Source organism: Pseudomonas sp. Bout1 (assembly GCF_034314165.1).
Taxonomy (GTDB): Bacteria; Pseudomonadota; Gammaproteobacteria; order Pseudomonadales; family Pseudomonadaceae; genus Aquipseudomonas.
On record NZ_JAVIWK010000001.1, the window covers coordinates 1486378 to 1511215 of the forward strand.

24 protein-coding genes are annotated in these 24838 nt (G+C 61.2%); 7 read left to right on the plus strand and 17 right to left on the minus strand.

Features of this window, described 5'->3' with window-relative positions:
• Positions 1–7: 7 nt before the first annotated feature.
• The 7 genes from RGV33_RS06780 to RGV33_RS06810 all read right to left on the minus strand — a co-directional run bounded on the left by RGV33_RS06780 (position 8) and on the right by RGV33_RS06810 (position 8799).
• Positions 8–718, minus strand: a complete 711-nt coding sequence (locus RGV33_RS06780; RefSeq protein ID WP_322143604.1) for an ABC transporter permease — start codon at positions 716–718, stop codon at positions 8–10.
• Positions 715–1443: an ABC transporter permease gene (locus tag RGV33_RS06785; RefSeq protein ID WP_322143605.1), complete on the minus strand. Its 729-nt coding sequence runs from the start codon at positions 1441–1443 to the stop codon at positions 715–717. The genes RGV33_RS06780 and RGV33_RS06785 overlap by 4 nt, the downstream gene beginning before the upstream one ends.
• Before the next feature lie 57 nt (positions 1444–1500).
• Positions 1501–2280 (minus strand): transporter substrate-binding domain-containing protein, encoded by a 780-nt coding sequence (locus RGV33_RS06790; protein ID WP_322143606.1) that lies wholly within the window; start codon positions 2278–2280, stop codon positions 1501–1503.
• Between the two features lie 300 nt (positions 2281–2580).
• Complete coding sequence (locus tag RGV33_RS06795) at positions 2581–4215, minus strand: ATP-dependent DNA ligase (RefSeq protein WP_322143607.1); 1635 nt, start codon at positions 4213–4215, stop codon at positions 2581–2583.
• Positions 4212–5216: a ligase-associated DNA damage response exonuclease gene (locus RGV33_RS06800; protein WP_322143608.1), complete on the minus strand. Its 1005-nt coding sequence runs from the start codon at positions 5214–5216 to the stop codon at positions 4212–4214. The genes RGV33_RS06795 and RGV33_RS06800 overlap by 4 nt, the downstream gene beginning before the upstream one ends.
• A 268-nt stretch (positions 5217–5484) precedes the next feature.
• Positions 5485–7926, minus strand: a complete 2442-nt coding sequence (locus tag RGV33_RS06805; protein ID WP_322143609.1) for a penicillin acylase family protein — start codon at positions 7924–7926, stop codon at positions 5485–5487.
• Positions 7927–8154: 228 nt separating this feature from the next.
• Positions 8155–8799 carry a glutathione binding-like protein gene (locus RGV33_RS06810; protein WP_322143610.1) on the minus strand — a complete coding sequence of 215 codons (645 nt, stop codon included), beginning with the start codon at positions 8797–8799 and terminating at the stop codon, positions 8155–8157.
• Between the two features lie 96 nt (positions 8800–8895).
• On the opposite strand from RGV33_RS06810, the gene RGV33_RS06815 reads away from it, so the two are divergent.
• A complete protein-coding gene (locus RGV33_RS06815) occupies positions 8896–9447 on the plus strand; it encodes a cysteine hydrolase family protein (protein WP_322143611.1) in 552 nt (183 codons plus the stop codon).
• A 115-nt stretch (positions 9448–9562) separates the two neighbouring features.
• On the opposite strand, the gene RGV33_RS06820 is transcribed toward RGV33_RS06815, so the two are convergent.
• From RGV33_RS06820 to RGV33_RS06840, 5 genes are all read right to left on the minus strand, one after another.
• Positions 9563–10351, minus strand: a complete 789-nt coding sequence (locus RGV33_RS06820; RefSeq protein WP_322143612.1) for an ABC transporter ATP-binding protein — start codon at positions 10349–10351, stop codon at positions 9563–9565.
• Positions 10348–11406 carry an iron ABC transporter permease gene (locus tag RGV33_RS06825; RefSeq protein ID WP_322143613.1) on the minus strand — a complete coding sequence of 353 codons (1059 nt, stop codon included), beginning with the start codon at positions 11404–11406 and terminating at the stop codon, positions 10348–10350. Before RGV33_RS06825 ends, RGV33_RS06820 begins: the two co-directional genes overlap by 4 nt.
• Before the next feature lie 161 nt (positions 11407–11567).
• Positions 11568–12683: an ABC transporter substrate-binding protein gene (locus tag RGV33_RS06830; RefSeq protein ID WP_322143614.1), complete on the minus strand. Its 1116-nt coding sequence runs from the start codon at positions 12681–12683 to the stop codon at positions 11568–11570.
• Positions 12684–12711: 28 nt separating this feature from the next.
• Positions 12712–13392, minus strand: coding sequence for a Fe2+-dependent dioxygenase (locus RGV33_RS06835; protein WP_322143615.1), 681 nt, complete (start codon positions 13390–13392; stop codon positions 12712–12714).
• Positions 13393–13395: 3 nt separating this feature from the next.
• Positions 13396–15777: a TonB-dependent siderophore receptor gene (locus tag RGV33_RS06840; protein WP_322143616.1), complete on the minus strand. Its 2382-nt coding sequence runs from the start codon at positions 15775–15777 to the stop codon at positions 13396–13398.
• Positions 15778–15973: 196 nt separating this feature from the next.
• Here RGV33_RS06840 and RGV33_RS06845 point away from each other — a divergent pair, with 196 nt between their 5' ends.
• Together RGV33_RS06845 and RGV33_RS06850 are read left to right on the plus strand one after the other, a co-directional pair.
• Positions 15974–16684, plus strand: a complete 711-nt coding sequence (locus RGV33_RS06845) for a response regulator (RefSeq protein ID WP_322143617.1) — start codon at positions 15974–15976, stop codon at positions 16682–16684.
• Positions 16681–18072: an ATP-binding protein gene (locus RGV33_RS06850; protein ID WP_322143618.1), complete on the plus strand. Its 1392-nt coding sequence runs from the start codon at positions 16681–16683 to the stop codon at positions 18070–18072. Before RGV33_RS06845 ends, RGV33_RS06850 begins: the two co-directional genes overlap by 4 nt.
• Before the next feature lie 121 nt (positions 18073–18193).
• Here RGV33_RS06850 and RGV33_RS06855 read toward each other — a convergent pair whose 3' ends face one another.
• From RGV33_RS06855 to RGV33_RS06870, 4 genes are all read right to left on the minus strand, one after another.
• On the minus strand, positions 18194–18394 hold the full coding sequence (locus RGV33_RS06855) for an SEC-C metal-binding domain-containing protein (RefSeq protein WP_322143619.1): 201 nt from the start codon (positions 18392–18394) through the stop codon (positions 18194–18196).
• Positions 18391–18891, minus strand: a complete 501-nt coding sequence (locus tag RGV33_RS06860) for an LEA type 2 family protein (RefSeq protein ID WP_322143620.1) — start codon at positions 18889–18891, stop codon at positions 18391–18393. The genes RGV33_RS06855 and RGV33_RS06860 overlap by 4 nt, the downstream gene beginning before the upstream one ends.
• Before the next feature lie 61 nt (positions 18892–18952).
• Positions 18953–19423 (minus strand): YchJ family protein, encoded by a 471-nt coding sequence (locus RGV33_RS06865; RefSeq protein WP_322143621.1) that lies wholly within the window; start codon positions 19421–19423, stop codon positions 18953–18955.
• Between the two features lie 4 nt (positions 19424–19427).
• A complete protein-coding gene (locus tag RGV33_RS06870) occupies positions 19428–19925 on the minus strand; it encodes a DUF6231 family protein (RefSeq protein WP_322143622.1) in 498 nt (165 codons plus the stop codon).
• Between the two features lie 180 nt (positions 19926–20105).
• Between RGV33_RS06870 and RGV33_RS06875 the strand changes: the two genes are divergently transcribed.
• The 3 genes from RGV33_RS06875 to RGV33_RS06885 all read left to right on the plus strand — a co-directional run bounded on the left by RGV33_RS06875 (position 20106) and on the right by RGV33_RS06885 (position 21974).
• Positions 20106–20801, plus strand: a complete 696-nt coding sequence (locus RGV33_RS06875; protein WP_322143623.1) for an OmpA family protein — start codon at positions 20106–20108, stop codon at positions 20799–20801.
• Positions 20802–20929: 128 nt separating this feature from the next.
• Positions 20930–21223: a DUF1145 domain-containing protein gene (locus RGV33_RS06880; RefSeq protein ID WP_322143624.1), complete on the plus strand. Its 294-nt coding sequence runs from the start codon at positions 20930–20932 to the stop codon at positions 21221–21223.
• Positions 21216–21974, plus strand: a complete 759-nt coding sequence (locus tag RGV33_RS06885; protein WP_322143625.1) for a collagen-like protein — start codon at positions 21216–21218, stop codon at positions 21972–21974. The genes RGV33_RS06880 and RGV33_RS06885 overlap by 8 nt, the downstream gene beginning before the upstream one ends.
• Positions 21975–22091: 117 nt before the next feature.
• Here the strand turns inward: RGV33_RS06885 and RGV33_RS06890 are convergent, their stop codons facing one another.
• Complete coding sequence (locus RGV33_RS06890; protein WP_322143626.1) at positions 22092–22556, minus strand: CopD family protein; 465 nt, start codon at positions 22554–22556, stop codon at positions 22092–22094.
• Positions 22557–22655: 99 nt separating this feature from the next.
• Here RGV33_RS06890 and dinG point away from each other — a divergent pair, with 99 nt between their 5' ends.
• Complete coding sequence (gene dinG, locus RGV33_RS06895) at positions 22656–24800, plus strand: ATP-dependent DNA helicase DinG (protein ID WP_177082266.1); 2145 nt, start codon at positions 22656–22658, stop codon at positions 24798–24800.
• Positions 24801–24838 lie beyond the last annotated feature (38 nt).

Genomic DNA, 24838 nt, shown 5'->3' on the forward strand with positions numbered 1-24838 from the left:
AGGCTCCTTAGTGGCTGGGGCCGAGAAAGGCCAGCCAGCGGCGCTCCGCCAGACGAAACAGACCGACCAGGGCAAAGGTCACGGTCAGGTAGATCAGCGCAGCGATACCAAATGATTGGAAGGTCATGTAAGTGGCAGAGTTGGCGTCCCGGGCGACTTTCAAGATGTCCGGGATTGTCGCCGTGAAGGCCACTGTCGTCGAGTGCAGCATCAGGATCACTTCATTACTGTAATACGGCAGCGAGCGGCGCAGGGCCGACGGCATGATCACATAGGCATACAACTTCCAGCCGCTCAGGCCATAGGCTTTTGCTGCTTCGACTTCGCCGTGGGCCATGCTGCGGATTGCCCCGGCAAAAATCTCCGTGGTGTAGGCGCAGGTGTTGAGGGCGAAGGCGAGAATGGTGCAGTTCATCGCGTCGCGAAAGAACGCGTCCAGCACGGGTTGGGCGCGAACCGCCGCAATGCTGTAGATCCCGGTGTAGCAAATCAGCAATTGGATATACAGCGGCGTGCCGCGAAACAGGTAGGTGTAGAACTGCACCGGCCAGCGTACCCAGCGATTGCGCGACACTCGGGCGATGGAGAGCGGGATCGAAACCACGAAGCCGATGAGGATCGAGGCACTGAGCAGCCACATCGTCATGGCCAGGCCGGTGATGTGCTGGCCATCGCTATAAAGGAAGGGCCGCCAGTATTGTTGAATAAGCTCGATCATCGCACTGCCTCCCGGGAGCCTGCGGAGTAGCGCCGTTCCAGGTAGCGCAGGACAACGTTGGATGCGCTGGTGATCAATAGGTAGATAAACGCCGCGATCACCAGGAAATAGAACAACTGATACGTGCTCTTGCCGGCATCCTGCGCGGCCTTGACCAGGTCCGCCAGGCCGATGATCGACACCAGGGCCGTGGCCTTGAGCATCACGCACCAGTTGTTGTTAATGCCCGGCAGGGCGAAGCGCATCATTTGCGGGAAGGTCACAAAGCGAAACCGCTGGCCACGCGTGAGCCCGTAGGCCGTGGCGGCCTCCAGTTGGCCACGGGGCACGGCGAGGATCGCGCCGCGAAAGGTCTCGGTAAAATACGCACCGTAGATAAAGCCCAGGGTGATCACCCCGGCGCTGAATGGGTCGATCTCGATGTAGTCCCATTCCATAAAGTCGGTAAAGCCGGTCAGCCAGATTTGCAGGCTGTAGAAAATCAGCAGCATCAGCACCAGGTCAGGCACGCCGCGAATCAAGGTGGTGTAGATCTGCGCGGGAATCCGCACGAATGCCAGGCTGGAGAGTTTGGCGGTGGCGCCGAGCAAGCCCAGCAACACGCTGACGGCCAGGGAGAACACCGACAACTTGACGGTCATCCAGGTGCCTTGCAGCAACAGCGGGCCGAAACCCTTCAAGCTGAAGGCACTGAGCCCCAGGGTTTGCAAAAGATCTTCGAACATAAATCAGGACCTATGGCGATAAAAAAGCGCCCCTCCAGAGGAAGGGCGCCCCAGGCATTATTTGCCGCTGTACAGGTTCAGATCGCCAAAGTGTTTCTTCTGGATGGTGGCGTAGGTGCCATCATCGTGTAACGCTTTGATACCTTTATCCAACAAGGCCTTGAGGTCTTTGTTACCTTTTTTGATACCGACCGCAGTTTTCGATGGCAGTAGTGGATCGTCGATGGCCTTGCTGACTTCGTAGTCAGCGCCGGCTGGCGACTTCAAAAAGCCCAGTTCGGCTTGCAGCATGTCCTGCACGGAAGCGTCCAGGCGGCCGGAAGTCAGGTCGGCATACACCTGGTCCTGGTTGGCGTAGGCCTTGGTAGTCACACCGGCTTTGTCCAGTACGGCCTTGGCGTAGGCTTCCTGGATGGTGCCTTGCTCGTAGCCCACGGTTTTACCCTTGAGGGACTCAGGCGTGGAGTAGTTCGCGCCTTTTTTGAATACCAGGGAAGTCGGGCCGGAGAACAGCTCGCTGGAGAAGTCGATCGCCTTTTCACGGGCTTCGGTCACGGTCATCGAGGAAATCACGCCATCAAACTTGTTGGCGTTGAGGCCTGGAATCATGCCGTCGAAATCACTTTCGACCCACTTGCACTTGACCTTCAGCTCGGCACAGATGGCATTGCCCAGGTCGATATCGAAGCCCACCAGGCTACCGTCAGCGGCTTTTGACTCAAACGGCGCGTAGGACGGATCGACACCAAAACGCAATTCCTTGTATTCCTTGGCCAGCGCAGAACCTGCGGCCATGCACAGAGCCAGTGCAGAAAGGGTCAGCAATGCTTTTTTCATTATGTAATCCCTGGAAACCAAGATAAGCGCTTGTGGCGCGGTTAGGACTGTTACTGAACGGTGTCAGACCGAACTCAAGTAGCAATTTCTGCACCATAGTTCCGAATGGTCGTTTTAAAAGGTGAGATTAAGGAGTTGCGCCAATAGGAAATGCCCGAAAACGGGCATGGAAAATTGTCCGCACCAACCTGAAGCACAGCATCATCCTGTAGGAGCCGGCTTGCCGGCGATTGTTTCTTGGATGTGACGGTGATCTTGAGGACGCTATCGCTGGCAAGCCAGCTCCTACAAGGGCTTGGGTCAGGCCAGCAGATTTTGCAGTGTGGCCAGGTTGTCTGCCTCATCCACGGATTTATCCTGGCGCCAACGCAACATCCTCGGGAACCGCACGGCAATGCCGCTCTTGTGCCGCTTGGACAGGGCAATCCCTTCAAAACCCAATTCAAACACCAGGCTGGGCTTTACGCTGCTCACCGGGCCGAATTTCTCCACGGTGGTCTTGCGCACGATGGCGTCGACCTTACGCATTTCTTCATCGGTCAGGCCCGAATACGCCTTGGCGAACGGCACCAACGTACGCTCAGTACCGGGCGGGCCGTCCCACACCGCAAAGGTGTAGTCGCTGTACAGGCTGGCGCGCCGGCCATGGCCGCGCTGGGCATAGATCAACACCGCGTCGACACTGAACGGGTCGACCTTCCACTTCCACCACACGCCCATGTCCTTGGTACGCCCCACGCCATAGAGGCCGTCGCGGGCCTTGAGCATCATGCCTTCCACGCCCAGGCTGCGGGAGGCTTCACGTTGCTCGGCCAATGCCTGCCAGCTGTCGCCGGTCAGCAATGGAGACGCCTGCAACGTCGGCCGGTTGCAGTCGCTGATCACTTGCTCCAGTTGCGCCCGGCGCTCGGCCTGGATGTGGTTGCGCCAGTCTTCACCGTGGTGTTCCAGCAGGTCATAGGCCAGCACCGCGACGGGAGCGTCTTCGAGAATTTTCTTGCTCAGGGTTTTGCGGCCGATGCGCTGTTGCAGCAGGGCAAAGGGCTGTACCGAGGCCTTCCACACCACGATTTCACCGTCGATCACCGTGCCATCGGGCAGGCTGTGCGCCAGGTCATGAAGCTCCGGGAAGCGGTCGGTCACCAGCTCCTCGCCCCGGGACCAGACCCACAAACGGCCTTCACGCTTGACCAGTTGCGCGCGAATGCCGTCCCACTTCCATTCCACTTGCCAGTCATCGGGGGCGCCAAGCAAAGCATCGAATTGCTCCACGGGTTGGGCCAAGGCATGGGCAAGAAAAAACGGATAAGGCTGCCCGCCACGTTGTGCGTGTTCGTCCAATGATTCGGCGGCAATCAGCTTCAAATAACCTTCGGCGGTCGGACGGTTGGACAGGTCGGTGTAGCCCACCAGGCGTTGGGCCACACGTTTGCTGTCCAGCCCGGCCATGGCCGCGAGGGCGCGGGTAACCAGCAACTTCGACACGCCCACGCGAAAGCTGCCGGTGATCAGCTTGATGCATAGCATCAGGCTGGGTTGATCCAGTTGTGCCCACAAGGCGGGCAGGCGTTCACTCAATTCTTCTGGCGGCAGGCCGCGCAACGGCAAGAGTTTCTCTTCCAGCCATATCGCCAAACCGTCGTCCGAGGTGTGGGGCGATTCCGGTAACAGCAGGGAAATGGTTTCTGCCAGGTCGCCTACCGACTGATAACTTTCTTCGAACAACCACGGCTCAATGCCGGCGGCTTCGGTGGCCATGTCCCGCAGCAAGCGTGTGGGCACCAGTTGCCGTGGCCGCCCGCCGGATAAAAAGTACACCGCCCACGCGGCATCTTGCGCTGGCGCCTGGAGGAAATAGGCCTGCAAGGCAGCGAGTTTGGCGTTGCTGGAGGTTGTGGCGTCGAGATTGGCGTACAGCTCGGCGAAGGCTTTCATGACGTAGCTTCCTCTTCGTCATCGCCGTATTCGGTGGTGAACCCCTGGGCGTCCAGGCCCTTTTCCCGCAGGTGGCGGACCAATACGCCCACAGAACCGTGGGTGACCATCACCCGCTCGGCGCCGGTTTGCTCAATGGCCCACAACAGCCCGGGCCAGTCGGCGTGGTCTGAAAGCACGAAACCGCGGTCCACCCCGCGCCGCCGCCGGGTGCCGCGCAGGCGCATCCAGCCGCTGGCGAAGGCGTCGCTGTAATCGCCGAAACGGCGCATCCAGGTGCTGCCGCCGGCCGAGGGCGGGGCGATGATCAGGGCTTGGCGCAACAAAGGGTCGGTTTTTTTGAAGTCACCGGCGTAGAGGGTTTCGGGGATATAGACGCCGGCTTCGCGGTACACCCGGTTCAGCGGTTCGACCGCGCCATGGCTGAGGATCGGGCCGATGCTGGCGTCGATGCCATGGAGAATCCGCTGGGCCTTGCCGAAGGAATAGCAAAACAACACGCTGGCCTTGCCGGCGGCACTATTCGCCTGCCACCAGTCGTTGATCCCGGCAAAAATCTGCGCCTGGGGCTGCCAACGGTAGATCGGCAGGCCGAAGGTCGACTCGGTGATGAAGGTATGGCAGCGCACGGGTTCGAACGGTGCGCAGGTGCCGTCGGGTTCGACTTTGTAGTCACCGGAGGCAACCCACACTTCGCCCTGGTATTCGAGGCGCACCTGGGCTGAACCGAGCACATGGCCGGCGGGATGGAAGCTCAAATTGACGCCGTGATGGCGCAGGGTTTCGCCGTAGGCCAGGGTTTGCAGGTTGATGTCCTGGCCCAGGCGTGAGCGCAGGATGCCTTCGCCGGGGGCGGCGGCCAGATAGTGTTGGTTGCCGGTGCGGGCGTGATCGCCGTGGGCGTGGGTGATCACCGAGCGTTCCACCGGGCGCCAGGGGTCGATGTAGAAATCCCCGGCGGGGCAGTAGAGGCCTTCGGGCCGTGCGATAACAAGGTCCATGGGCATGCCGTGGAGGTGGGCTTGTTAGTTATGAGGCGGGGGCGGGTGGAGAAGTTCTATCGGAAATGGATGCGATCAACTGTGGGAGCGGGCTTGCTGTGGTGAGGGGGCTTGTCCCCCGTGAGTTCACCACAGATTGATGGGGCTGCTTCGCAGCCCAACGCGGGGCAAGCCCGCTCACCACAGCAAGCTCGCTCACCACAGCAAGCCCACTCACCACAGCAAGCTCGCTTCCACATGTTGATCCGGTTGAGTCAGGGAAACCCGGTTATTTTCCTGGCACCAACGTCAACCGCGTCTTCCCATACACGGCGTCGAAGTTCTGCGGCTGCATCGGGAAGCTCAGGTATTGCGCCTTCAGCCACGGGTCGATGCCATTGGCATAGTTCGGGCTGGCCGGGTTGCCGGATTGGCCAATACCGCTCTGGCCCATCATCGGTTCCACCTGGCCGAAGTCGACGATCATCCGCAGCGCCGGCACCTGGGTTGTGTCGAAACTCTGGCCCCAGCTATACGGTGCACTGTTCAGCGTGTTGTGATCGCCGCCCGCTGCCAGTGGGCCGCGAATGGCCTGGCCGCTGGTGTTCTTCCAGGTGTAGCTGTGCAGTTTGCCCCATTGCCAGGCCTTGTGATCGGCGCCCAACGCGCTGTCGCCGGCGCTGATCGCCGCGGCCAGGCTGCGGGCGAGGATGGTCGGCTTGTCGGTTTTCTGCCCGGTGCGGGCGTCATTCCAGAACGGGCTGTCTTCGCGGCCCAGCAGGTGGTCGGCCACCGCCGAGTACGACAGGTTGGCGTTGCCGATAAAGGCTTTCCAGGTGGCGCTGTTTTCGGGGCCGAGTTCGTCGAGGAAAATCTGCTTGGCGCTTTCCTGCAGGAACAGTTCATAAATCGCCGCGTCTGCCGAGGTGGCGGCCAGCCGACCATCGAAGGCCATCAGGCGGCCCAGCGCTTCGCGCGCCTTGGCCTGGTCTGCCACCGGCAATCCATCGATCGCCTGTTTCAGCGGCTGGGCCATGCCCGGCGCCTGGAACATGCGCTTGAGCTTGGCGGCGAACGTGGTGGTCTGGTCGTACTGCATGGCGATCATGCTGCGGCTGTCGTGCTTGCCGCTGCCCGCCAGCTGCGCGATACGTTCGGCGCGTTCCGGCGCAGCCCACGAGTTGGACAGTTGCATGCCGTAGCCACGGGGAATGGTGCGTTGGTTGGCAGTGCCGATCCAGCCTTGGGTCGGGTCTTGATCATAAGGGTGCAGCATCGCATCGGCGTAGCCATCCCAGTCGTAGCGCCCGTCCCAGCCCGGCGACGGCACCAGGCCTTCGCCTTCACGGCGATTGGGGAAGCGTCCGGTCACCTGCCAGCCGATGCTGCTGGCGTCGGCGAAGACCATGTTCAAGGCAATCGCGCGAATTTCCCGGGTTGCATCAGACGCTTTGCCGGCGTTTTGTGCACGGGACAGGTCGAAGAACGCGTCCAGGCTCTTATCGTCCTTGAAGTCGGCGGTCTGCAACGCCAGGCCGTAGCCGCCGTTCAGCGCCTGGGCACTATTAAGCAATGGCCCGTGGCGCGTTTCGTATACCGCTTCGCGAATCGGCCGCTGGCCCTTGGCGAAGTAGGTTTCGTTACGCACGATGGCCGGCAGCCATTTACCGTTGTTCTCGTAGTACAGCGCGTTGCCCTGGCGCTTGACCTTCTCCAGGAACACATCCTGGGTGTCGCCCGCAACCTGGCTCATGCTCCATGCCACCTTGCCGTTGAAGCCTGAAAGCAGGGTGGGCAAACCGGCGATCGACACACCGGCGGCCTGGTATTTCGGCGAGCGGATCTGTACGTAGTTCCACAGCGACGGCGCCTGCATCGAGGTCGACAGGTCGTTGGCCAGCAGGCTCTTGTTACTGCGGCTGCGCTGCGGGCCGATCGCCCAGTTGCTGGAGCTGGAAGTGCCCAACGTGTTCAGGCTGCCGAGATGTTCGCTGAGGTTGGTCAAGGCGGCGAGGCCCGGGACCTGGCTCAGGTTGATGCCCTTGAGCTTGTCGGACTCGGCCACCGGCAACGGTTCATCCGGGTAGCTTGGGGTCAGCCAGGCGAGTTTGTCGGCGCCGACTTTTTGCGCAAGCACCAACGAGGACAATTCTTCCTGCAGGTTTGTGGATTCACTGAAATTCAGCAGGCAGAACAACAACGCCGAATCTTCCGGCTTCCAGTATTCAGGCTTGTAGCCAGTCTGGGCCAGGTCTGGCGGCAGCTTGTCGCGGTAGCGGAACAGGTAGGCGTTGACCCCGCGGGCATACACTTCAAAGAAGCGCTTGAGGCGCGGCGACGAGGCGTTATACAGCTCGCCGGCGCTTTTGCGCAGGTTGACCGCCCGCATGAACCGGTCGACATCCAGCACTTGCGGCCCGGACATTTCCGCCAGACGGCCCTGGGCCAGCAGGCGCAGGGTGACCATCTGGGTGATGCGGTCGCTGGCGTGCACATAGCCCAGCGTGAACAGCGCGTCATGGAAGGTGCTGCTTTCAATCAGCGGGATGCCTTGGTTATTGCGGCGCACGGAAACGTTCTGCGCCAGGCCCTTGATGGGCTGCACGCCGGAAACCGGAGGCAGGGTGTCCTGGGTGCTTTGTAACTGGCAACCGGCCAGGCCCAAGGCACTGGCAATGGCCGCGGCAACGCCGAACCGGGGAAGAAAATGTGAGAGGGCTGGCGAGGCCATGGCAAAGCTCCTGCGGGGGGTAGCGTCAGTAAAGGCGCTACGTTAGTGAGCGCGGCGAAACGACGCAAGCGGGAGGCGATGCTTATTTGTAGATAGATTTATGGATCAGCACAAAATCCTGTGGGAGCTGGCTTGCCTGCGATGCAGGCACCTCGGCGTGTCTGGTTCACCATAGGGATGCAATCGCAGGCAACCCAGCTCCCACAAGGAGTGAAATGCGCCTTTGGGTCAGGATTTCGGCGGGTTGACCTTCTGCACCAGCTCATACGCACGTACCGTCGCCGGGCGTTGTTTGATGTGGTTGAACCAGCGTTCTACATGGGGGAAGTCTTCGAGCTTCTGGCTCTGCCACTTGTGGGAAACGATCCACGGGTAGATCGCCATGTCGGCAATGCTGTATTCCTCGCCCGCCACAAACGTGCGGTCGGCCAGGCGTCGGTCCAGCACGCCATACAGGCGGGCGGTCTCATCCACATAGCGTTTGATCGCGTAGGGAATCTTCTCCGGGGCGAATTGGCTGAAGTGGTGATTTTGCCCGGCCATCGGTCCCAGGCCGCCCATTTGCCAGAACAACCATTGCAGTGCTTCCTGACGACCGCGCAGGTCCTTGGGGATGAACTGGCCGGTTTTTTCCGCGAGGTACAGCAAGATGGCGCCGGATTCAAACAGGGAAATCGGCGCGCCGCCATCGGTCGGGTTCTGATCGACGATGGCCGGGATACGGTTATTGGGAGCGATTTTCAGGAAGTCGGGCTTGAACTGATCGCCCTGGCCGATGTTGATCGGGTGCACCTCGTAAGGCAGGCCGGCTTCTTCCAGGAACAACGACACTTTGTGACCGTTGGGGGTGGTCCAGTAATACAGGTCGATCATGAAGCTCTCCAAGGGTGGTGACGCTTGAGCGAATGCCTGTAGGTATAGGTAATGTTAGGGTGACGAAAATTCAATGAAACATTTGGGTCTATCGATATGGATATTCGTGCGGGCGCAGCGTTGATTCTGATTGACCAGCAAAAAGGCATTCATCATCCCAGGCTGGGGCGACGTAATAATCCGCACGCGCAGGAGCGCATGCTGGCGTTGCTGGGGCATTGGCGGCGCGAAGGTTGGCCGGTGATTCATGTGCAGCATCTGTCCCATTCGCCGGAATCGGTGTTCTGGCCGGAGCAGTCGGGGGTGGAGTTTCAGGACGCGTTTATTCCGCAGGCGGGTGAGCAGTTGATCCAGAAACGGGTGCCGGACGCATTTTGTGGGACAGGGTTGGAAGCGAGTTTGCGTGAGGCCGGGCTTCGGCAAGTGGTGCTGGTGGGCGTGGCCACCCATAACTCGGTGGAGGCCACGGCCCGCAGTGCCGGCAACCTGGGGTTTGAGACGTGGGTTATCGAAGATGCCTGCTACACCTTCGACAAGGCGGACTTTTTCGGGCAGATGCATTCGGCGCAGGCGGTACATGCCATGTCGTTGGGCAACCTGCACGGCGAGTACGCCACCGTCATTTCTTCAGAAACCCTCCTCCCGTAGCAGCTGTCGAGCTTTAGCGAGGCTGCGTCGGGTGCGACTCGGTGCGGTGCCTGGCCTGATAGTTGCGGTGCGGCCAACGCAGCCTCGCTTAGGCTCGACAGCTGCTACGGGGGGGTCAGGTTACGGCGCCGTCCACCAACACCTGCAACGTTTGTTGTGAGCATCGCTCGATGCGTACCCGCACACCATAGACTTCGGCAAACAGTGCCGCATCGAGCACATTGTCCGCCGGGCCACAGGCATGCAACCGGCCTTGGCGCAGCACGGCAATGCGGTCGGCATAACGGGCTGCGAGGTTGATGTCGTGCAGCACCACCACGGCGATCAGGTTGTGTTCCCGTACCAGGTCGCGCACGCAATCCATGACCTTCAACTGGTAGTTCAAGTCCAGCGCACTGGTGGGTTCATCCAGCAGCATCACCTGTGGCCGGCGTGCAATCAGTTGCGCCAGGCTGACCAGTTGCCGCTGGCCGCCGGATAGCGTGCTTAACAGCTGATCCGCCAGATGAGCGATGCCAATGCGCTGCAACGCATCAAACGCCTCGCGCAAGCACGCGTCACTGGACAGCGCGATGCCATCGACATTCGCCACGCGTAACGCTGCGATCACGCTTTCCATCACGCTCAGGCTCAACCCCGGCGGCAGGTTCTGCGGCATATAGGTCACACGACGAGCCCGCTCGCCAACAGACATTTTCGTCAGGTCCAGGTCACCCAGGCTTACGACGCCCTGCATTTTTTCCAGCCCGGCCACCGCCCGCAACAACGTCGACTTACCCGCACCGTTTGGCCCGATCAACGCGGTCAAGCTGCCATGGGCCAAGGTCGGCAGACTCAGGTTATGCACAATCTGCCGCCGTCCATAACTGACATGGGCATTCTGAATCGACAACCCGCTACTCATAACTGCCTCCCACGCTTGAACACCAGCAACACAAAAATCGGCACGCCCACCAGTGCGGTGACGATACCCACCGGCACAATGACGCCGGGCATGATCAGCTTGCTGGCGATGGATGACAGCGACAGCAGCAACGCACCTACAAGCGCGCTGGCCGGGAGCAGGAAGCGCTGGTCTTCGCCTACCAGAATCCGCGCGATATGCGGACCTACCAGGCCGATAAATCCGATGGTTCCCACAAACGCCACGGCGGTGGCCGACAGCAGGCTGATGCGCAACAACGAGAAAAACCGCAGGCGCTTCACGTCGACCCCAAAGCTTTGCGCACGGTCTTCGCCCATGCGCAGCAAGGTCAGGCGTGGGGCGGCAGCGAAGGAGAAAGGCATGACCACCGCCACCACAAACGCGAGGATGCCAAGCTTGTCCCAGTTGGCCCGGGTCACGCTGCCCAAGGTCCAGAACACCAGTTGTTGCAGCACATCTTCGGTGGCGACCAGTTGCAACAGGGCGACCACCGCGTTGCAACTGAACACCAGGGCAATCCCGAACAGCACCAGGCTTTCGACCCCGGCTCCGCGCAGGCGCGACATGGCTTGCAGCAAAAATACCGAGGCGGCGGCAAACACAAACGCCGAAATGGAAATCGCCGTATTGGCCGACACCCACAGCGTGGTCACCGGAAACACAATCACCAAGGAGGCGCCCAACGCCGCCGCCGAGGAAACCCCCAGCGTGAACGGACTGGCCAGCGGGTTGTTAAGGATCGCCTGCATCTCGGCGCCCGCCAGCGACAGCGCGCAGCCCACTAATACAGCCATCAACGCGTAGGGCAGGCGCACGTTCCAGATAATCACCTGGTCGGTGGGGCTCAGGTGGGCGGGGTGCAGCAAACCATCGAGCAGGGCGCCAAGGCCCATGCCCGACGGGCCGCTGGCCAAGTCCACTAGGATCGCGCACATCAGCGCGCCACCCAGCAGGGCCAGCAGCCAGCAGCGCCGGGCCAGCAGGCGGCGGTAGCCCTGGCTGGCGCTGGCGAGGTCGAGGGTTTGAGTGGTCATTGGATTCGCAGCCTTGAAAACGACGAAAATCCCTGCCGGTACGCGGTCAGTGTGGGAGCTGGCTTGCCTGCGATGGCGATGGTGAATCCAACACCGCTATCGCAGGCAAGCCAGCTCCCACAGGAACCGTGTCCAGGCAGGGAATGGGTTGTGAGCCTTAGTTACTTGGCCTTGCCATCAATCCAGTAAGCACCCTGCAGCGGCATGCCGAGGAACTGTTGGTTCATCGCGTCCATGGTCGCGCTCGGGTCCAGCTTGGCGAACAATTGCGGATGCACCCACTTGGCCAGCGCTTCAATTGCCAGCAGGTTGTACGGCGAGTTGTAGAAGTCATGCCACAGGCCGTGGGAATTGCCCTCACGAATCGCCCGAAGGTTCACAAACTCAGGGCGTGCCAGCACGGTATCAAACGCGGCACGCGCGTCTTCGTTGCTCACGCCTGCACCCAGAATCAACCCGGGCTTGTGATTGCCGGTGGCCACATATACATCCGGGTCAGCCTTCAGCGCGTACTCGACACTGATATCTCCCAGCGCCCCCGGCACCACGTCGGCGGCGATGTTGCGCCCGCCCACCAGTTTGATCACTTCACCCATGCCGCTCTTGCCGGTGGTGTGCCCCGGTGCCTGCCAGGCGCCGGCCAGCAATTCCAGGAACACGCTCGGGCGCGGACCGGCCGGCAAGGTGGCGACGGCGTCGGTGATCACCTTGATGTGCTGGTCATAAAAGTCGAGGAACGCCTTGGCCTGGGTTTCCCGGCCAAGGGCCTGGCCCAGGGCGGTCATGCTGGTATGGGTGCCTTGCACCGGGTTGATGCGGAAGTCGACGAACAATACCGCGATCCCCGCCTTGGCCAGCACATCGGCCACCGAGCTGTGTTCGGTCGGGCCGTGGCCGGAGATGCTGAACACCGCCAGGTCCGGTTTCAGCGAAAGAATTTCCTCGGCGCTGACGCTTTGCTCCGACGCCTGGCCAATCAGCGGGATGTCTTTTACCGTCGGAAATTTCGCCACGTAGGCGTTGTAGGTGTGGGCGTCCAGCAGTTTCAAGTCATTCTGCCAGCCAACAATCCGCTGGAACGGTGCGTCCTTGTCCAGCAAGGCAAACGCCGAAATCAGCCGGCCTTCACCGAGCACCACACGCTGCACGTGGTCTGGCACCTCGACCTTGCGGCCCAGCACGTCGGTGACTTCATGGGCCGCAGCGGTTTCGGCGTGGCCTAGAACGAGCACGGCAAACAGCGCGCCCAGCTTGAGGAAGTTGCGGGGTTTCAGCATGGCGAGAACTCCAGGTGAAGGCGGCGCATCAGACATCGCTCCAGCGCCGCAAAAGGTTGTGATAGGCGCCGCTCAGTTGCAGCAGTGCGTGGTCGTCGGCGTGTTGGGCGCTGAGGCGTTGAATCGCCACGTCCATGTCCAGCAGCAGTTGGCGCTGGCTGTCTTCGCGCACCAGGCTTTCGATCCAGAAGAAACTGGCGATGCGCTCGCCCCGGGTCACCGGGTTGATCTTGTGCAGGCTGCTGGCGGGATAAATCAGCAAGTGCCCGGCCGGCAGCTTCACCGCGTGTTCGCCAAAGGTGTCGCGAATCACCAGTTCGCCACCGTCGTAACTGGCCGGGTCAGCCAGGAACAAGGTGGCGGAGATGTCGGTGCGTACCCGCTCGCGCACGCCCTTGAGGCCGCGAATTGCATTGTCGATATGCCAGTCGAAGGCCTCGCCGCCGCTGTAGCGGTTGAACAGCGGCGGGTAGATTTTCTTTGGCAGGGCGGCAGACATGAACAGCGCGTTGTCCGACAGCCGCGACAGAATCTGCTCACCCAGGCGAATCGCTACCGGGGCGTCTTCCGACAGCTGCCGGTTATTTTTCGCCATGGCCGAGCGCTGCCCGGCGGTGACCTTGCCGTCGACCCACGGTTGATCGAGCAAGGTGGCGACGGCCACTTCGACTTCTTCGGCTTTCAGCAGGGCAGGGATTTCGATCAGCACGGCTTAAAACTCATAGTCGACGCTGGCGGTGAGCGTGCGCCCGGCGCCCGGAATGCCGTAGAGCTGGAAGCCGTCCAGGGACGAGCCGATCTGGCTGTAGTAGAACTTGTTAAACACGTTGTTGAGGTTGAGGTTGACCGTGGTTTGCTTGTTCACTTTGTATTGCGCGGCCACGTTGTTGAGCCAGTAGCCGGGGGCCTTTTCGTGGTCGCGGGTGTAGATCGCGTACACGCCGGAGGGGCCGGTGGCGTAGCTGCTGTTGTTGTTCAGGCCACCGACGTATTTGTTGTCGCTGTAGCGCCGGCGTCCTACGTATTGCGCGCCGTAGCTCAGGCTCAGGTCGTCGGTGAGGGCGTAGGTGGTCCACAGGTTGGCGGTCAGGTCCGGGACGTTCTTGGCTTCTTCGCCTTTGTTGGCGCCCTTGGTCTGGGTGCTCTTGAGCGCCGAGAACCCGCTGTATACCGTCCAGCGCGGGTTGATATTGCCTTGCAGCCCAAGTTCTACGCCGTCGACACGCTTGGCGGGAAGGGCGCGTACCGGGGCGGTTTCGCCGTCCTGGTATTCCCAGGAGTTGTCCAGCTCGGTGCGGAAAACCGCGGCGGTGACGTTCAGCAGGTCGTGGGCAATGTCCCACTTGGTGCCGATTTCGTAGGTTTTCGACTTGGCCGGGGTGTAGTTGCTGGTGCTGGCTGCGCCGTAGATCTGGTTGTTGGTCGACGCGCCGAGGGCTGACGGTTGTGCCGCTTCGCTGTAGGACACATAGATGCTGCCGTTAGGCAAAGGCTTGTACACCGCGCCGACGCGGCCGCTCACGGCACCGTCGGTGCTGTTGATGGTGGCTTGGCCGCGCTGGCTGGTCTCGGCCTGCCAGTGGTCATAGCGCAGCGAACCGAGGACTTGCCATTGCTCGTTCAGGGTAATCGTGTCACCGAGGTAGAGACCGGCGTTGTCGATCACCGAGCGCGGGTCGCCCTCGCCCTTGACGGTGGTGGTGCTGGCGAAGCTGTGGTTGGGGTCATTCATGTCGAAGAACAGGTCGCCCGCCGGCACTTCGGCGTTGCGTTTCAGGCCGCCGTAGGTCTCGTGGTAGAACTCCAGCCCGCTGACGACTGCGTGCTCCAGGCCGCCGGTATTGAGTGTGAAGGCGAAGTCGGTCTGGTTGTCGAGGATGGTGTAGCGCTTGGACAAGCCGAAGTCGCTGCCCCGTAGAATGCCGTAGGCGGTGCTGCCGCTGTTGGCGTATCCCGGGTAGGCATTCACCGTGCTGCCGGGCACCTGGCTGACCGGTCCTACGCCGGTGTAGCCCAAGGTCGCACAGCGCGTACCGGTGCAGGTTTTCTGGCCACTGGCATTGGCGGCAAAGAAGCGTGCGGGTGAAAGCACGGCGAAGTTGTCGGTGCGTTCCCACTTGGTCTGGTTTTTCAGGGTCGCTTGGTTCCAGTCAAAATCATGCTCGAAGCGGGCGGTGAGCGAGGTGGTTTTGGTCTGCTGGGTGTACAGGTGCGAATCGCCGTACCAGTTCGAACGCTTCACGCCCGGCATGCGGTCGCCGTCGGTGCCGCGCTGGATCGGTACGCCGCCGTCCGGGGTGTTGTCGTCCTTCTGGTAGAAGGTGTCGATAAACAGGCGGGTGTCGGTGCCCAGGCCGAAGCCGAGGGAGGTCGCGATGCCCCAGCGGTCGTAGTCCACGTCGTCGCGCTCGGCCACCTGGTTGTAGTGCTTCATCAGGTTGATGCGCAGGGCCGTGGTGTCGTTGAGTTGTTTGTTGAAATCGCCGGTAAGGCGGCGGTAGCTGTCGGTGCCGATGCCGGCCGAGAGTTTGTTGGCGTCGCCCAGGTGCGCTTCTTTACTCACCAGATTGACGCTGCCGCCTACCGCGGAAACGCCGGATTCGATCGAACCGGTGCCCTTGAACACTTCCGCCTGTTGCAGGTTGAAAGTGTCGGTGCGGGTCGATTGGCCGGCATCGCGCACACCGTCGACGGTCAGGCTCTGCTCCGAGGAAAACCCCCGAATCGAAAACAGGTCGCCCCAGCCCAGGTTGCCTTCGCCAGACATGAAGGTGATGCCCGGCACGTTGCGCAATACTTCCTGCAGGGTTTGCGCGTTCTGCTCCTTGAGCACTTGCTGCGGGACGATGGTCACACTTTGCGGCGCGTCCAGCAGCGGCTGGCTGATTTTCGCCGAGGTCACCCGGTCGACCTTGAAGGTGGAGGTGGCTTCGCCGTCGACCTTGATTTCTGGCAGGCTGACCACTGAATCATTGGACGCCGCCACCGGCGCATCGGCCCAGGCAGTGGGAGAAAGGCTGCCGGCGGCAAGCAGGCCGAACATCGGCGCAAGGGTAGTTTGCAGCGACAAGGCGCGTGGGGTAGGCAATGGCATTCGGAGTGACCTAGGCTAAATTACAATTAATCTCATTTAGATTCGGTAGTCTAAAGACCGATACCGGCCGCCACGCCGTGGCTTTGTAATGTGGATGCGTGATTACCGCTTCCCACAACATTCCATTACATTTGCGCGTACTCCTGGCTGACGTTTCGGCTATCTCCTGCCTTTTGAGTTTCGGACGAGTTGCCCCATGGCCAAGCAAGACCACCTGCTGATCGTCGATGACGACCCGCAAATCCGCCAGTTGCTGTGCGACTACCTGAGTGACGCCGGTTTTCAGGTATCTACCGCCGGCGACGGCAAGGAAATGCGCCGCCGCCTGGCGCTGAATGTCATCGACCTGATTGTGCTCGACCTGATGCTGCCGGGCGAAGACGGCCTGAGTTTGTGCCGCGAATTGCGGGTCAGCTCCAATACGCCGGTGATCATGCTGACCGCCAAGGGCACGTTGATCGACCGGATCGTGGGCCTGGAAATCGGCGCCGACGATTACTTGCCCAAGCCGTTCGACCCGCGCGAGTTGCTGGTGCGGATCAAGGTGGTGTTGCGCCGGGTGCAGAGTTTCCCGGACCGGGCGCGGCTGGACGAAGCGCCAGGCATCAGCTTTGCCGGCTGGCAACTGGACACCCGGGCGCGACAATTGCTTTCGCCGCAGGGCGTGGTGGTCAGCCTCGGCAACTCCGACTACCGGGTGCTGCGCCTGTTGTTGCAACACCCCAACCGGCCGTTGAGCCGCGACTTTTTACTCAATCACGTGTTCGACAAGGACAGCACACCGTTCGACCGCTCGATTGATGTGTGCGTCAGCCGCCTGCGCTCGCAGTTGCCGGCCGGGCTGATCAAGACCGTGCGCAACGAGGGCTACATGCTCACCGCCGATGACGTGGCGCTGCAATCGTGAAACTGCTGCCACGTTCGTTGTTTGGCCGGTTGGTGCTGATTTTGGTCAGCGGCATGCTCGCGGCCCAGGCCCTGACCAGCAGCATCTGGTACGACATGCGCCACGGCCAGGTGCTGGAAATTCCCAGCCGGCTGATCGCCACGCGGCTGGCGGACGTGGTGCGGCTGGTGCACAGCGATCCGGCGCAGGCTGATGTGTTGATCAAGCTGCTTGATACGCCGCGCTTTCATCTGACGCTCAGTGACCAGGCCAGTGATGTGCCGAGCAGCATCAGCGACAGCGACCGAGCCACCGAGCGTCTGCTGAATAAAGTGCTGTCGCAAAAAACTGGCTACACGCAGAACCTGCATCTGTTGAGTCTCAAGTTGCTGGATGCCGAGGGCCAGCACGCCGGGCTGTCGACCTTGCTCGGCTCCAGGCCGGTGGTGGGGCAGTTCCTGATTGACCTGCGTTTGCCGGACGGGCGCTGGTTGCAGGTACAGGCCACCGAGGAACAGGGCTGGACCAGCACCTCGCCGATGGACCTGCTGTTCGACTACGTGATGCGTATTTATCTGCTGCGGGTGTTGGTGTTGGTGATCATTGCTTTGGTGGCGGTGCGCCTGGCCATTCGCCCGCTCAACGCCCTGGCCAAGGCGGCCGAAGCGTTGGGCCGGGATATTCAACGGCCACCGCTTTCAGTTGATGGGCCCACCGAAGTACGCCGCGCCGCCCAGGCATTCAACGCCATGCAACAGCGGCTGATCGCCAACATCGCTGAACGCACGCGTTTCCTTGCGGCGGTGTCCCACGACCTGCGTTCACCCATCACACGCCTGCGGTTACGTACGGAAATGCTCGAAGACAACCGCACCAAGGAGCGCTTTCGCAGCGATCTGGAAGAAATGGAACACATGGTTTCCAGCACCCTGGATTTTGTCAGCAGCGGCGAAATCAACGAAAAGCGCCAGAACATCGACATCAACGCCTTGCTGCAAAGCTTGCAGGCGGATCTGCAGGATGTGGGTGAAACCGTCACGATAGAAGGGCGGGCCAAACAGCCGTTGCCGGGGTATGCCCGCAGTCTCAAGCGTTGCGTGCAGAACCTGCTGGAGAACGCGGTGCGTTATGGCCGCGAGGTGGTGGTGCGGGTGGAGGACAAGGCGGACAGCTTGAAAATTGTCATCAGCGACCGTGGGCCGGGGATTCCCCAGGAACAGCTGGACCAGGTGATGGAGCCGTTTTACCGGGTGGAAGGCTCGCGCAATGTGGAAACCGGAGGGTACGGGCTGGGGTTGAGCATCGCGCATACGATTGCCAGTGCCCATGACGGGCGTTTGAGCTTGAGCAATCGCGAAGGTGGAGGATTGGAGGTGATGTTGCAGTTTCAGCGCAAAACTCTAGGTTGAAATACGGTCAAAATGTGGGCGCTGGCTTGCCTGCGATAGCGGTGTTTCAGTCACATCATTGTTGCCTGAAAGATTGCTATCGCAGGCAAGCCAGCTCCCACAATGACCTGTGTTCAGGGCATCAAGCCCCGTGGCACTTCTTGAATTTCTTCTCGCTGCCGCACGGGCAAGGGTCGTTACGACCTACGTCCTTCAGGGTGTTGCGCACCGGCTCCTGGTGAGCGTGGCCGCAGTTCGGGCCGTGGACATGGCCATGGTCGTGATCATGCTGATCGTGATCGTGGTTGCAGTCAGGACCATGGACATGGGGTTGCTGAGTCATCGATGTCGCTCCGGAATAAAATCGCCGGGGATTATCTCGCCATTGCGCATCACCTGCACGTCGTTCCCGATAAATAAACCGGTTTTCAACTCGCCTTCAAGGCGGTAGGGCACGGGCGCGCGCCGATTTTTCAGCATATCGACCACATCGCGGATTTGCGGCCACAGGTTAGTGCGTACCGATACCCGGAAGAACGCGTGGCTGTGGGGCGGCACGGTCAGCCATTCGTTGGACTCGCCCTCGGTCAGCAGCAGCGGCCCCAGGCTGACCTTGTAAACCAGGCCGCGCACGGTCAAGTCGCTGTCGTCGCGGTTGTCCACGCGAAAATACAGCTTGAACTTCTGCTCCAGCAATTTGACCCGCACCGGGTCGACCTTCACCAGCCGAACCTCGGGGGCGGGCGTATCGTCGGCGAACCACGACGCGCAGCCGGAGAGGCCCAGCATCAATGCCAGCAGAAGGCTGTAAGTCCTGAATACCCGCGCCTGAGAAACCATGCCGTTACTCCGTCTGAAGAGTCAGCATAGCAAGCGCGAGCCGGCCGGGTATCAACGAATGTCAGAGGTAGCCAGAACAGCACTTCTTGAATTTCTGCCCGCTGCCACACAGGCACGCGTCATTTCGCTCGACTTTCACGGCCACGGTCGGGTCGATGAAGTACCAGTGTTCGTTGTTCTGCACGAATGAGGAGCGCTCGCGGTGGCTGTGTTCGCCTGTGCTGTCATGCCAGCGGGCGGTAAAGGTCACGAAGGCATGTTCCGGCTGGCCACCGAACACCTCGGAGCTTTCCACGGCCAGGCCCAGCCAGGTGCTTTGGGTGCTCCAGGCACCAATGGCAGCGGTGTCCAGCCCGGGTTGTTGCGCTGGCAAGGTGGTTGCCACCAGGTAGTCCACCAGGCCCAGCACATAGGCGCTGTAGCGCGAGCGCATCAACGCTTCGGCGCAGGGCGCGGGGTGGCCGGCGTGATAATGGCCGCAGCAGGCATCCAGCAGGTTGCCGCTGCCGCAGGGGCAAATGGATGTACTCATCGGGTTACCACCAATACTTTCCAAAGTTTTGCGGGTTGGCCCAAAAGCGGGCGTTCAGCCAATCCGGCACCTGTTTATAGTCAAGCAGATCGTAGGTAAACAGCGTCAAAACCTGATCGTCGCGCTGGAAACGTTCGCTGGCTTGCAGGGCCAGGGAGAAAAAGTCGGTGTCTTTCCAGGCGCAGGCGTCCAGGTCTACCAGCACCGCAATGCGGCTGGCATTCAGGTTGCGAATGCCCCCCAGCAGGGTCAGGCCCGCAGGTTTTGACAGGTGTTCCAGGCAGTCGACGACCAGCGCCAGGTCAAAACGCTGGGCCGCGAGGTCGGCGGGCAAGGGGCCGGGCTCGGCGAAAGACACCCGTGTATCCGCATGTGCTTGCTTGAACGCATCCAGCGCCGGGAACTGGCTGGCACCCAATAACAGCAGGCGTTTGGGCGCGTGTAGCTCAAGCAACGCGGCAAGCGCTTGCTGGGGTGTACGGGAAGAAATACCGGCAGTCATCGAAGATCCTCACATCAGGACGGTAGAGACTAGCCTGCCTGAGCGTGCGGGCCTAGAGCGGGCGGCGAGAATAAACCGTGCGGGCCAATGAATACTGGGGTGTGACACGCTGGCGCAGATGAATAGAGCCGTCTTTACTCCATTCGTCGGCCCCCGCCGATCCCCTCAGGAGAAAGTCAGATGAGCATCATGCGGACAGCTCTACCCTTGGTTCTGCTAACCGGAGTATTGACAGGTTGCGCAGGCTTGCAAAAAACCGACTGGCCCACCTGCGCCGCGGTCGGCGGTGTGACCGGCGCGGCCATCGGCGCGACCCAAAGCTCTTCCTATGCGGGCTATGGTGCGCTGCTGATCGGCGGCATGGCCGGTGCGTATTGCTGGGTGCATGGCGACGGTGATGAAGATGGTGACGGCGTGCCAGACAGTCGCGACAAGTGCCCGGGTACGCCAAAAGGCGTGCAGGTGGATGCCAATGGCTGCCCACCCGTCCCGGTAGCAGTGGTTCAAGAAGAAGTGGTGGTGGTCAAGGAAGAGACCATCGTGATTCGTGACGTGCACTTCGAGTTCGACTCCGCCAAGCTGACGGCCGCCGACAAATCCAAACTCGACATCATCGCTACCCGCCTGAAAAAAGAGGCCCCGAGTGCGCAACTGCGCGTCAGCGGCCATACCGACAGCGTTGGTAAAGACGCCTACAACCAGAAACTCTCTGAACGACGCGCTCATTCGGTTACCGACTACCTGGTCAGTTCCGGAATCCCGCGCAGCAGTTTTGTCTCCGTGACCGGCGCCGGTGAAAGCCATCCGGTAGCCGATAACAAAACCGCTGACGGCCGCGCGCTAAACCGCCGCGTGGAAATCCAGATCAACCGCTGACCCACCCTAAAGGCCCCTGTGGGATCCACAGGGGCCCCTTCATCAATTTTTTAATCCTTCACTGGCACAACGCCTGTAGAAGTCGTTACTGTGCGCCCAAAGAATAACGTGCAAGGGGAGCGTGCGGGATGAAGGTGTTTTGGGGGCTGGGGAAGTTATTGACGTTGCTGTTCTGGGTATTGGTGGTGGTCAATCTGTTCACACCGCTGATCAACCCGTTTCACCTGTTGGTCAGTCTGGCCGGCAGCCTATTGTTGTTGACCCATATTCTGGAACTGCTGTTGTTCAATGGCAGTGTGAAAAACCGTGCCCACCCCTGGCGTGACCGCTTGCAGATCCTGCTGGTGGGTATGTTCCATGTGCAGAGCTTTTCGGCGCCGGCACCGACTAATGATGTAACCAAGGAGGCCAATCATGCGTAAGGTTTTTCTGTTGGCCTTGCTGGTCAGCCCCATTGCCCTGGCCCAAAGCGTCAGCGTCGAGACCAATTCGTTGATGCGCCTGCCCAACAGCAGCGGCGTCTTGCAGCTGGAGCGGCTGGAGGTGGCGGACTACGGCACTTTGCTGATTCCCGCCAATATCACCCAGGTGACGGTGGATGAATTGCACTTGGGTCGCGAAGCGCGTATCGCCATCGTGCCCGGCAGTACCGCCCTGCAATTGCAGGTGCGCCAGGCGCAACTGGAGCATGGCAGCCAGATCACTTCGCGCGGCGCGCCAGGTACCCATGAACGCCCGGCCAAGGCGGGGCGTGACCTGGTCTTGCGGATCAATTCGCTGACGGCCGATGAGCTGTCGGTGGATGCCCGCGGCGGTGCGGGTGCCCAGGGTTATGCCGGGTTGGATGGCGCCAACGGTGAAGACCCGGGTTGCACCTGGGGTTCGGCCGGGCGCGGTGCCAATGGCGACAACGGCGGCGACGGGTTGCCGGGCGCGGCGGGCGCGCAGGTTCGGGTAGAGTTGCCGCAGGACTTCCCGGGCGAAAAGATCAAGGTCTGGGTGGACGGCGGTGCCGGTGGTTTGGCGGGTACGGCGGGCAAGCCGGGTAAAGGCGGGCAGTCCAAGGGATGTGTGGTGTACCGCGCCGATGGCGGCGAGAAAGGCCGCGCCGGGCTGGAAGGGCAGGCGGGCCCAGCAGGGCCAGCGGGTGCGGTGACCGTCCAAAGGCTATAAACCGCTACGCCTGTGTGCGTAGCAGCTGTCGAGCCTTGGCGAGGCTGCGTCGGCGGTGTACCTGACACACCGCGTACGCAGCCTCGCCAAGGCTCGACAGCTGCTACGCAGGCATCCTCAGAACATCGGCCGAGCCGCAGCAATCGCCACCAGCACCAACCCCACAATCAAGTTAATCCCCACCAATTTACGAATCTGCCCCAACGCCGCAGCCCCGGCCGGCCAATCCTCAGCCGCCACCGCCGTGCGCAGCTCCGGCAACTTCAGTGCCTGAATCCGGATAAACAGCGCCGTCATCACCACATACAAGCCCATCATGACCTGCACATAACGCGGCGCAGTCTCAAACCCGCTGAAACGCAGTTGCAGCAGGCCAACACCGCTGATCGGCAAAACCAGCACCGCGACCCAAACCCACACGAAAAAACGTTGAAACACATTTACCCAGAGTTTAAGCCGGGCAGGCCCGTCAAGCGCAGCCATGGCGGCGGGGCGCAGGATCATCCAGGCGAAAAACATACCGCCGACCCAGATCAGGGCCGCCAGTACATGCAGGGTATAAGCAAGGCTAAACACGGTCATTGAGGTACTCCGTTCTGCGCGGGATTAATTAGCGGGGTATGATAGCGGCCGATCCGAACCACTGAAAATTTATCCAGCGTTTTTTGCGCCCGACTATTCATGATCAGCACTGAACTCAAAACCACGATCCAGGGCGCCTACTCGCGTTTTCTCGAAGCCAAGAGCTTGAAACCGCGGTACGGCCAGCGCCTGATGATCGCCGAAGTTGCCAAGGTCCTCGGGGATATCGACACCGACGACGAAGGCCGGCGCAGTGGCGACCCCGCCGTGGTGGCCGTCGAAGCCGGTACTGGTACCGGCAAAACCGTGGCCTATTGCATTGCGGCGATTCCCACCGCCAAGGCTGCCGGCAAGCGCCTGGTGATTGCTACCGCCACCGTCGCCCTGCAAGAGCAGATCGTCTACAAAGACCTGCCTGACCTGATGCGTAACAGTGGCCTGAACTTCACCTTCGCCCTGGCCAAGGGTCGTGGGCGCTACATGTGCCTGTCCAAGCTCGACGTGTTGTTGCAGGAAGGCCATGCGCAAACCGCGACGGCCTCGCTGTTCGAGGAAGAAGGCTTCAAGATCGAAGTCGATGAGGTCAGTCAGAAGCTGTTTACCAGCATGATCGAGAAGCTGGCCGGCAATAAATGGGACGGCGACCGCGACAGCTGGCCCAATGCCCTGGAAGACGCCGACTGGGCGCGCCTGACCACCGATCACAGCCAGTGCACCAACCGTCATTGCCCCAACTTTGGCCAATGCGCCTTCTACAAGGCCCGCGAAGGCATGGGCAAGGTCGACGTTATCGTCACCAACCATGACATGGTCCTGGCCGACCTGGCCCTGGGCGGCGGCGCCGTATTGCCCGACCCGCGCGATACGTTGTACGTGTTCGACGAAGGCCATCACCTGCCCGACAAGGCCATCGGCCACTTTGCCCACTACACGCGCCTGCGGTCCACCGCCGACTGGCTTGAAACCACCGCCAAGAACCTCACCAAGTTGCTCGCGCAACATCCGCTGCCCGGCGACCTGGGCAAGCTGATCGAGCAGGTTCCGGAGCTGGCGCGCGAGATCAAGACCCAGCAGCAATTCATGTTCAGCGCCTGCGAGCAGGTAGCAGACTTCAAGCCCGGCGAAGACGTGGAAGGCCGCGAACGGCCGCGTCACCGCTTCGTCGGCGGGCTGATCCCCGAGCACATGCGCGAAATGGGCATCGAACTGAAGAAGGGCTTTTCGCGCCTGACCGACCTGTTCACCCGGCTCACCGATTTACTCAAGGAAGGCATGGACGGCGAGGTCAACATCGGCATCGCCAGCAACCAGGCCGAAGAGTGGTACCCATTGTTTGGCAGCCTGCTGTCCCGGTCCCAGGGTAACTGGGAGTTGTGGACCGCCTTTACCGTTGAAGACCCGGAAGACAACCCGCCCATGGCCCGTTGGCTGACCTTGTCGGAAAGCGGTGCGCTGTTTGATATCGAGGTCAATGCCAGCCCGATCCTTGCGGCGGAAATGCTCCGACGCAACCTGTGGAACGTGGCCTACGGCACCCTGGTCACCTCGGCTACGCTGACGGCGCTGGGCACGTTCGACCGCTTCCGCATGCGCGCCGGGCTGCCGAAAAAGGCCGTCACCGCCGTGGTGCCAAGCCCGTTCCATCACGCCGACGCGGGTGTGTTGCGGGTGCCGGACCTCAAGGCCGACCCACGGGATGCGCCGGCCCACACGGCGGCAATCATTCGTGACCTGCCGTCGCTGGTAGAAGGTTCCCGGGGCACGCTGGTGCTGTTCTCGTCGCGCAAACAGATGCAGGACGTGTTCGACGGCCTCGACCGTGACTGGCGCAAGCAGGTGTTTATCCAGGGCAACCTGTCGAAGCAAGAAACCCTGAACAAGCACAAGGCGCGGGTGGATGGCGGCGATTCCAGCGTGCTGTTCGGCCTGGCGAGTTTTGCCGAGGGTGTGGATTTGCCCGGTGCCTACTGCGAACACGTGGTGATCGCCAAAATCCCGTTCTCGGTGCCGGATGATCCGGTGGAGGCCGCATTGGCCGAATGGATCGAGGCCCGGGGCGGTAATCCGTTCATGGAAATCTCGGTGCCGGACGCTTCCCTGAAGCTGGTCCAGGCCTGCGGGCGCCTGCTGCGTACCGAAGAAGATCGCGGCACCATCACCTTGCTTGACCGGCGCTTGGTCACCCAGCGCTACGGGAAAGCTATCCTGAATGCTTTGCCGCCGTTTCGGCGGGAAATTTCTTAAGACCCGGTGGGCGAATTCGCCCACTTTGTGGTCTATCT

Coding starts and splice junctions, on each gene's coding strand:
- RGV33_RS06780 (WP_322143604.1), bottom strand. CDS start 718: ATGATCGAGCTTATTCAACAATACTGGCGGCCCTTCCTTTATAGCGAT.
- RGV33_RS06785 (WP_322143605.1), bottom strand. CDS start 1,443: ATGTTCGAAGATCTTTTGCAAACCCTGGGGCTCAGTGCCTTCAGCTTG.
- RGV33_RS06790 (WP_322143606.1), bottom strand. CDS start 2,280: ATGAAAAAAGCATTGCTGACCCTTTCTGCACTGGCTCTGTGCATGGCC.
- RGV33_RS06795 (WP_322143607.1), bottom strand. CDS start 4,215: ATGAAAGCCTTCGCCGAGCTGTACGCCAATCTCGACGCCACAACCTCC.
- RGV33_RS06800 (WP_322143608.1), bottom strand. CDS start 5,216: ATGGACCTTGTTATCGCACGGCCCGAAGGCCTCTACTGCCCCGCCGGG.
- RGV33_RS06805 (WP_322143609.1), bottom strand. CDS start 7,926: ATGGCCTCGCCAGCCCTCTCACATTTTCTTCCCCGGTTCGGCGTTGCC.
- RGV33_RS06810 (WP_322143610.1), bottom strand. CDS start 8,799: ATGATCGACCTGTATTACTGGACCACCCCCAACGGTCACAAAGTGTCG.
- RGV33_RS06815 (WP_322143611.1), top strand. CDS start 8,896: ATGGATATTCGTGCGGGCGCAGCGTTGATTCTGATTGACCAGCAAAAA.
- RGV33_RS06820 (WP_322143612.1), bottom strand. CDS start 10,351: ATGAGTAGCGGGTTGTCGATTCAGAATGCCCATGTCAGTTATGGACGG.
- RGV33_RS06825 (WP_322143613.1), bottom strand. CDS start 11,406: ATGACCACTCAAACCCTCGACCTCGCCAGCGCCAGCCAGGGCTACCGC.
- RGV33_RS06830 (WP_322143614.1), bottom strand. CDS start 12,683: ATGCTGAAACCCCGCAACTTCCTCAAGCTGGGCGCGCTGTTTGCCGTG.
- RGV33_RS06840 (WP_322143616.1), bottom strand. CDS start 15,777: ATGCCATTGCCTACCCCACGCGCCTTGTCGCTGCAAACTACCCTTGCG.
- RGV33_RS06845 (WP_322143617.1), top strand. CDS start 15,974: ATGGCCAAGCAAGACCACCTGCTGATCGTCGATGACGACCCGCAAATC.
- RGV33_RS06855 (WP_322143619.1), bottom strand. CDS start 18,394: ATGACTCAGCAACCCCATGTCCATGGTCCTGACTGCAACCACGATCAC.
- RGV33_RS06860 (WP_322143620.1), bottom strand. CDS start 18,891: ATGGTTTCTCAGGCGCGGGTATTCAGGACTTACAGCCTTCTGCTGGCA.
- RGV33_RS06865 (WP_322143621.1), bottom strand. CDS start 19,423: ATGAGTACATCCATTTGCCCCTGCGGCAGCGGCAACCTGCTGGATGCC.
- RGV33_RS06870 (WP_322143622.1), bottom strand. CDS start 19,925: ATGACTGCCGGTATTTCTTCCCGTACACCCCAGCAAGCGCTTGCCGCG.
- RGV33_RS06875 (WP_322143623.1), top strand. CDS start 20,106: ATGAGCATCATGCGGACAGCTCTACCCTTGGTTCTGCTAACCGGAGTA.
- RGV33_RS06880 (WP_322143624.1), top strand. CDS start 20,930: ATGAAGGTGTTTTGGGGGCTGGGGAAGTTATTGACGTTGCTGTTCTGG.
- RGV33_RS06885 (WP_322143625.1), top strand. CDS start 21,216: ATGCGTAAGGTTTTTCTGTTGGCCTTGCTGGTCAGCCCCATTGCCCTG.
- RGV33_RS06890 (WP_322143626.1), bottom strand. CDS start 22,556: ATGACCGTGTTTAGCCTTGCTTATACCCTGCATGTACTGGCGGCCCTG.
- dinG (WP_177082266.1), top strand. CDS start 22,656: ATGATCAGCACTGAACTCAAAACCACGATCCAGGGCGCCTACTCGCGT.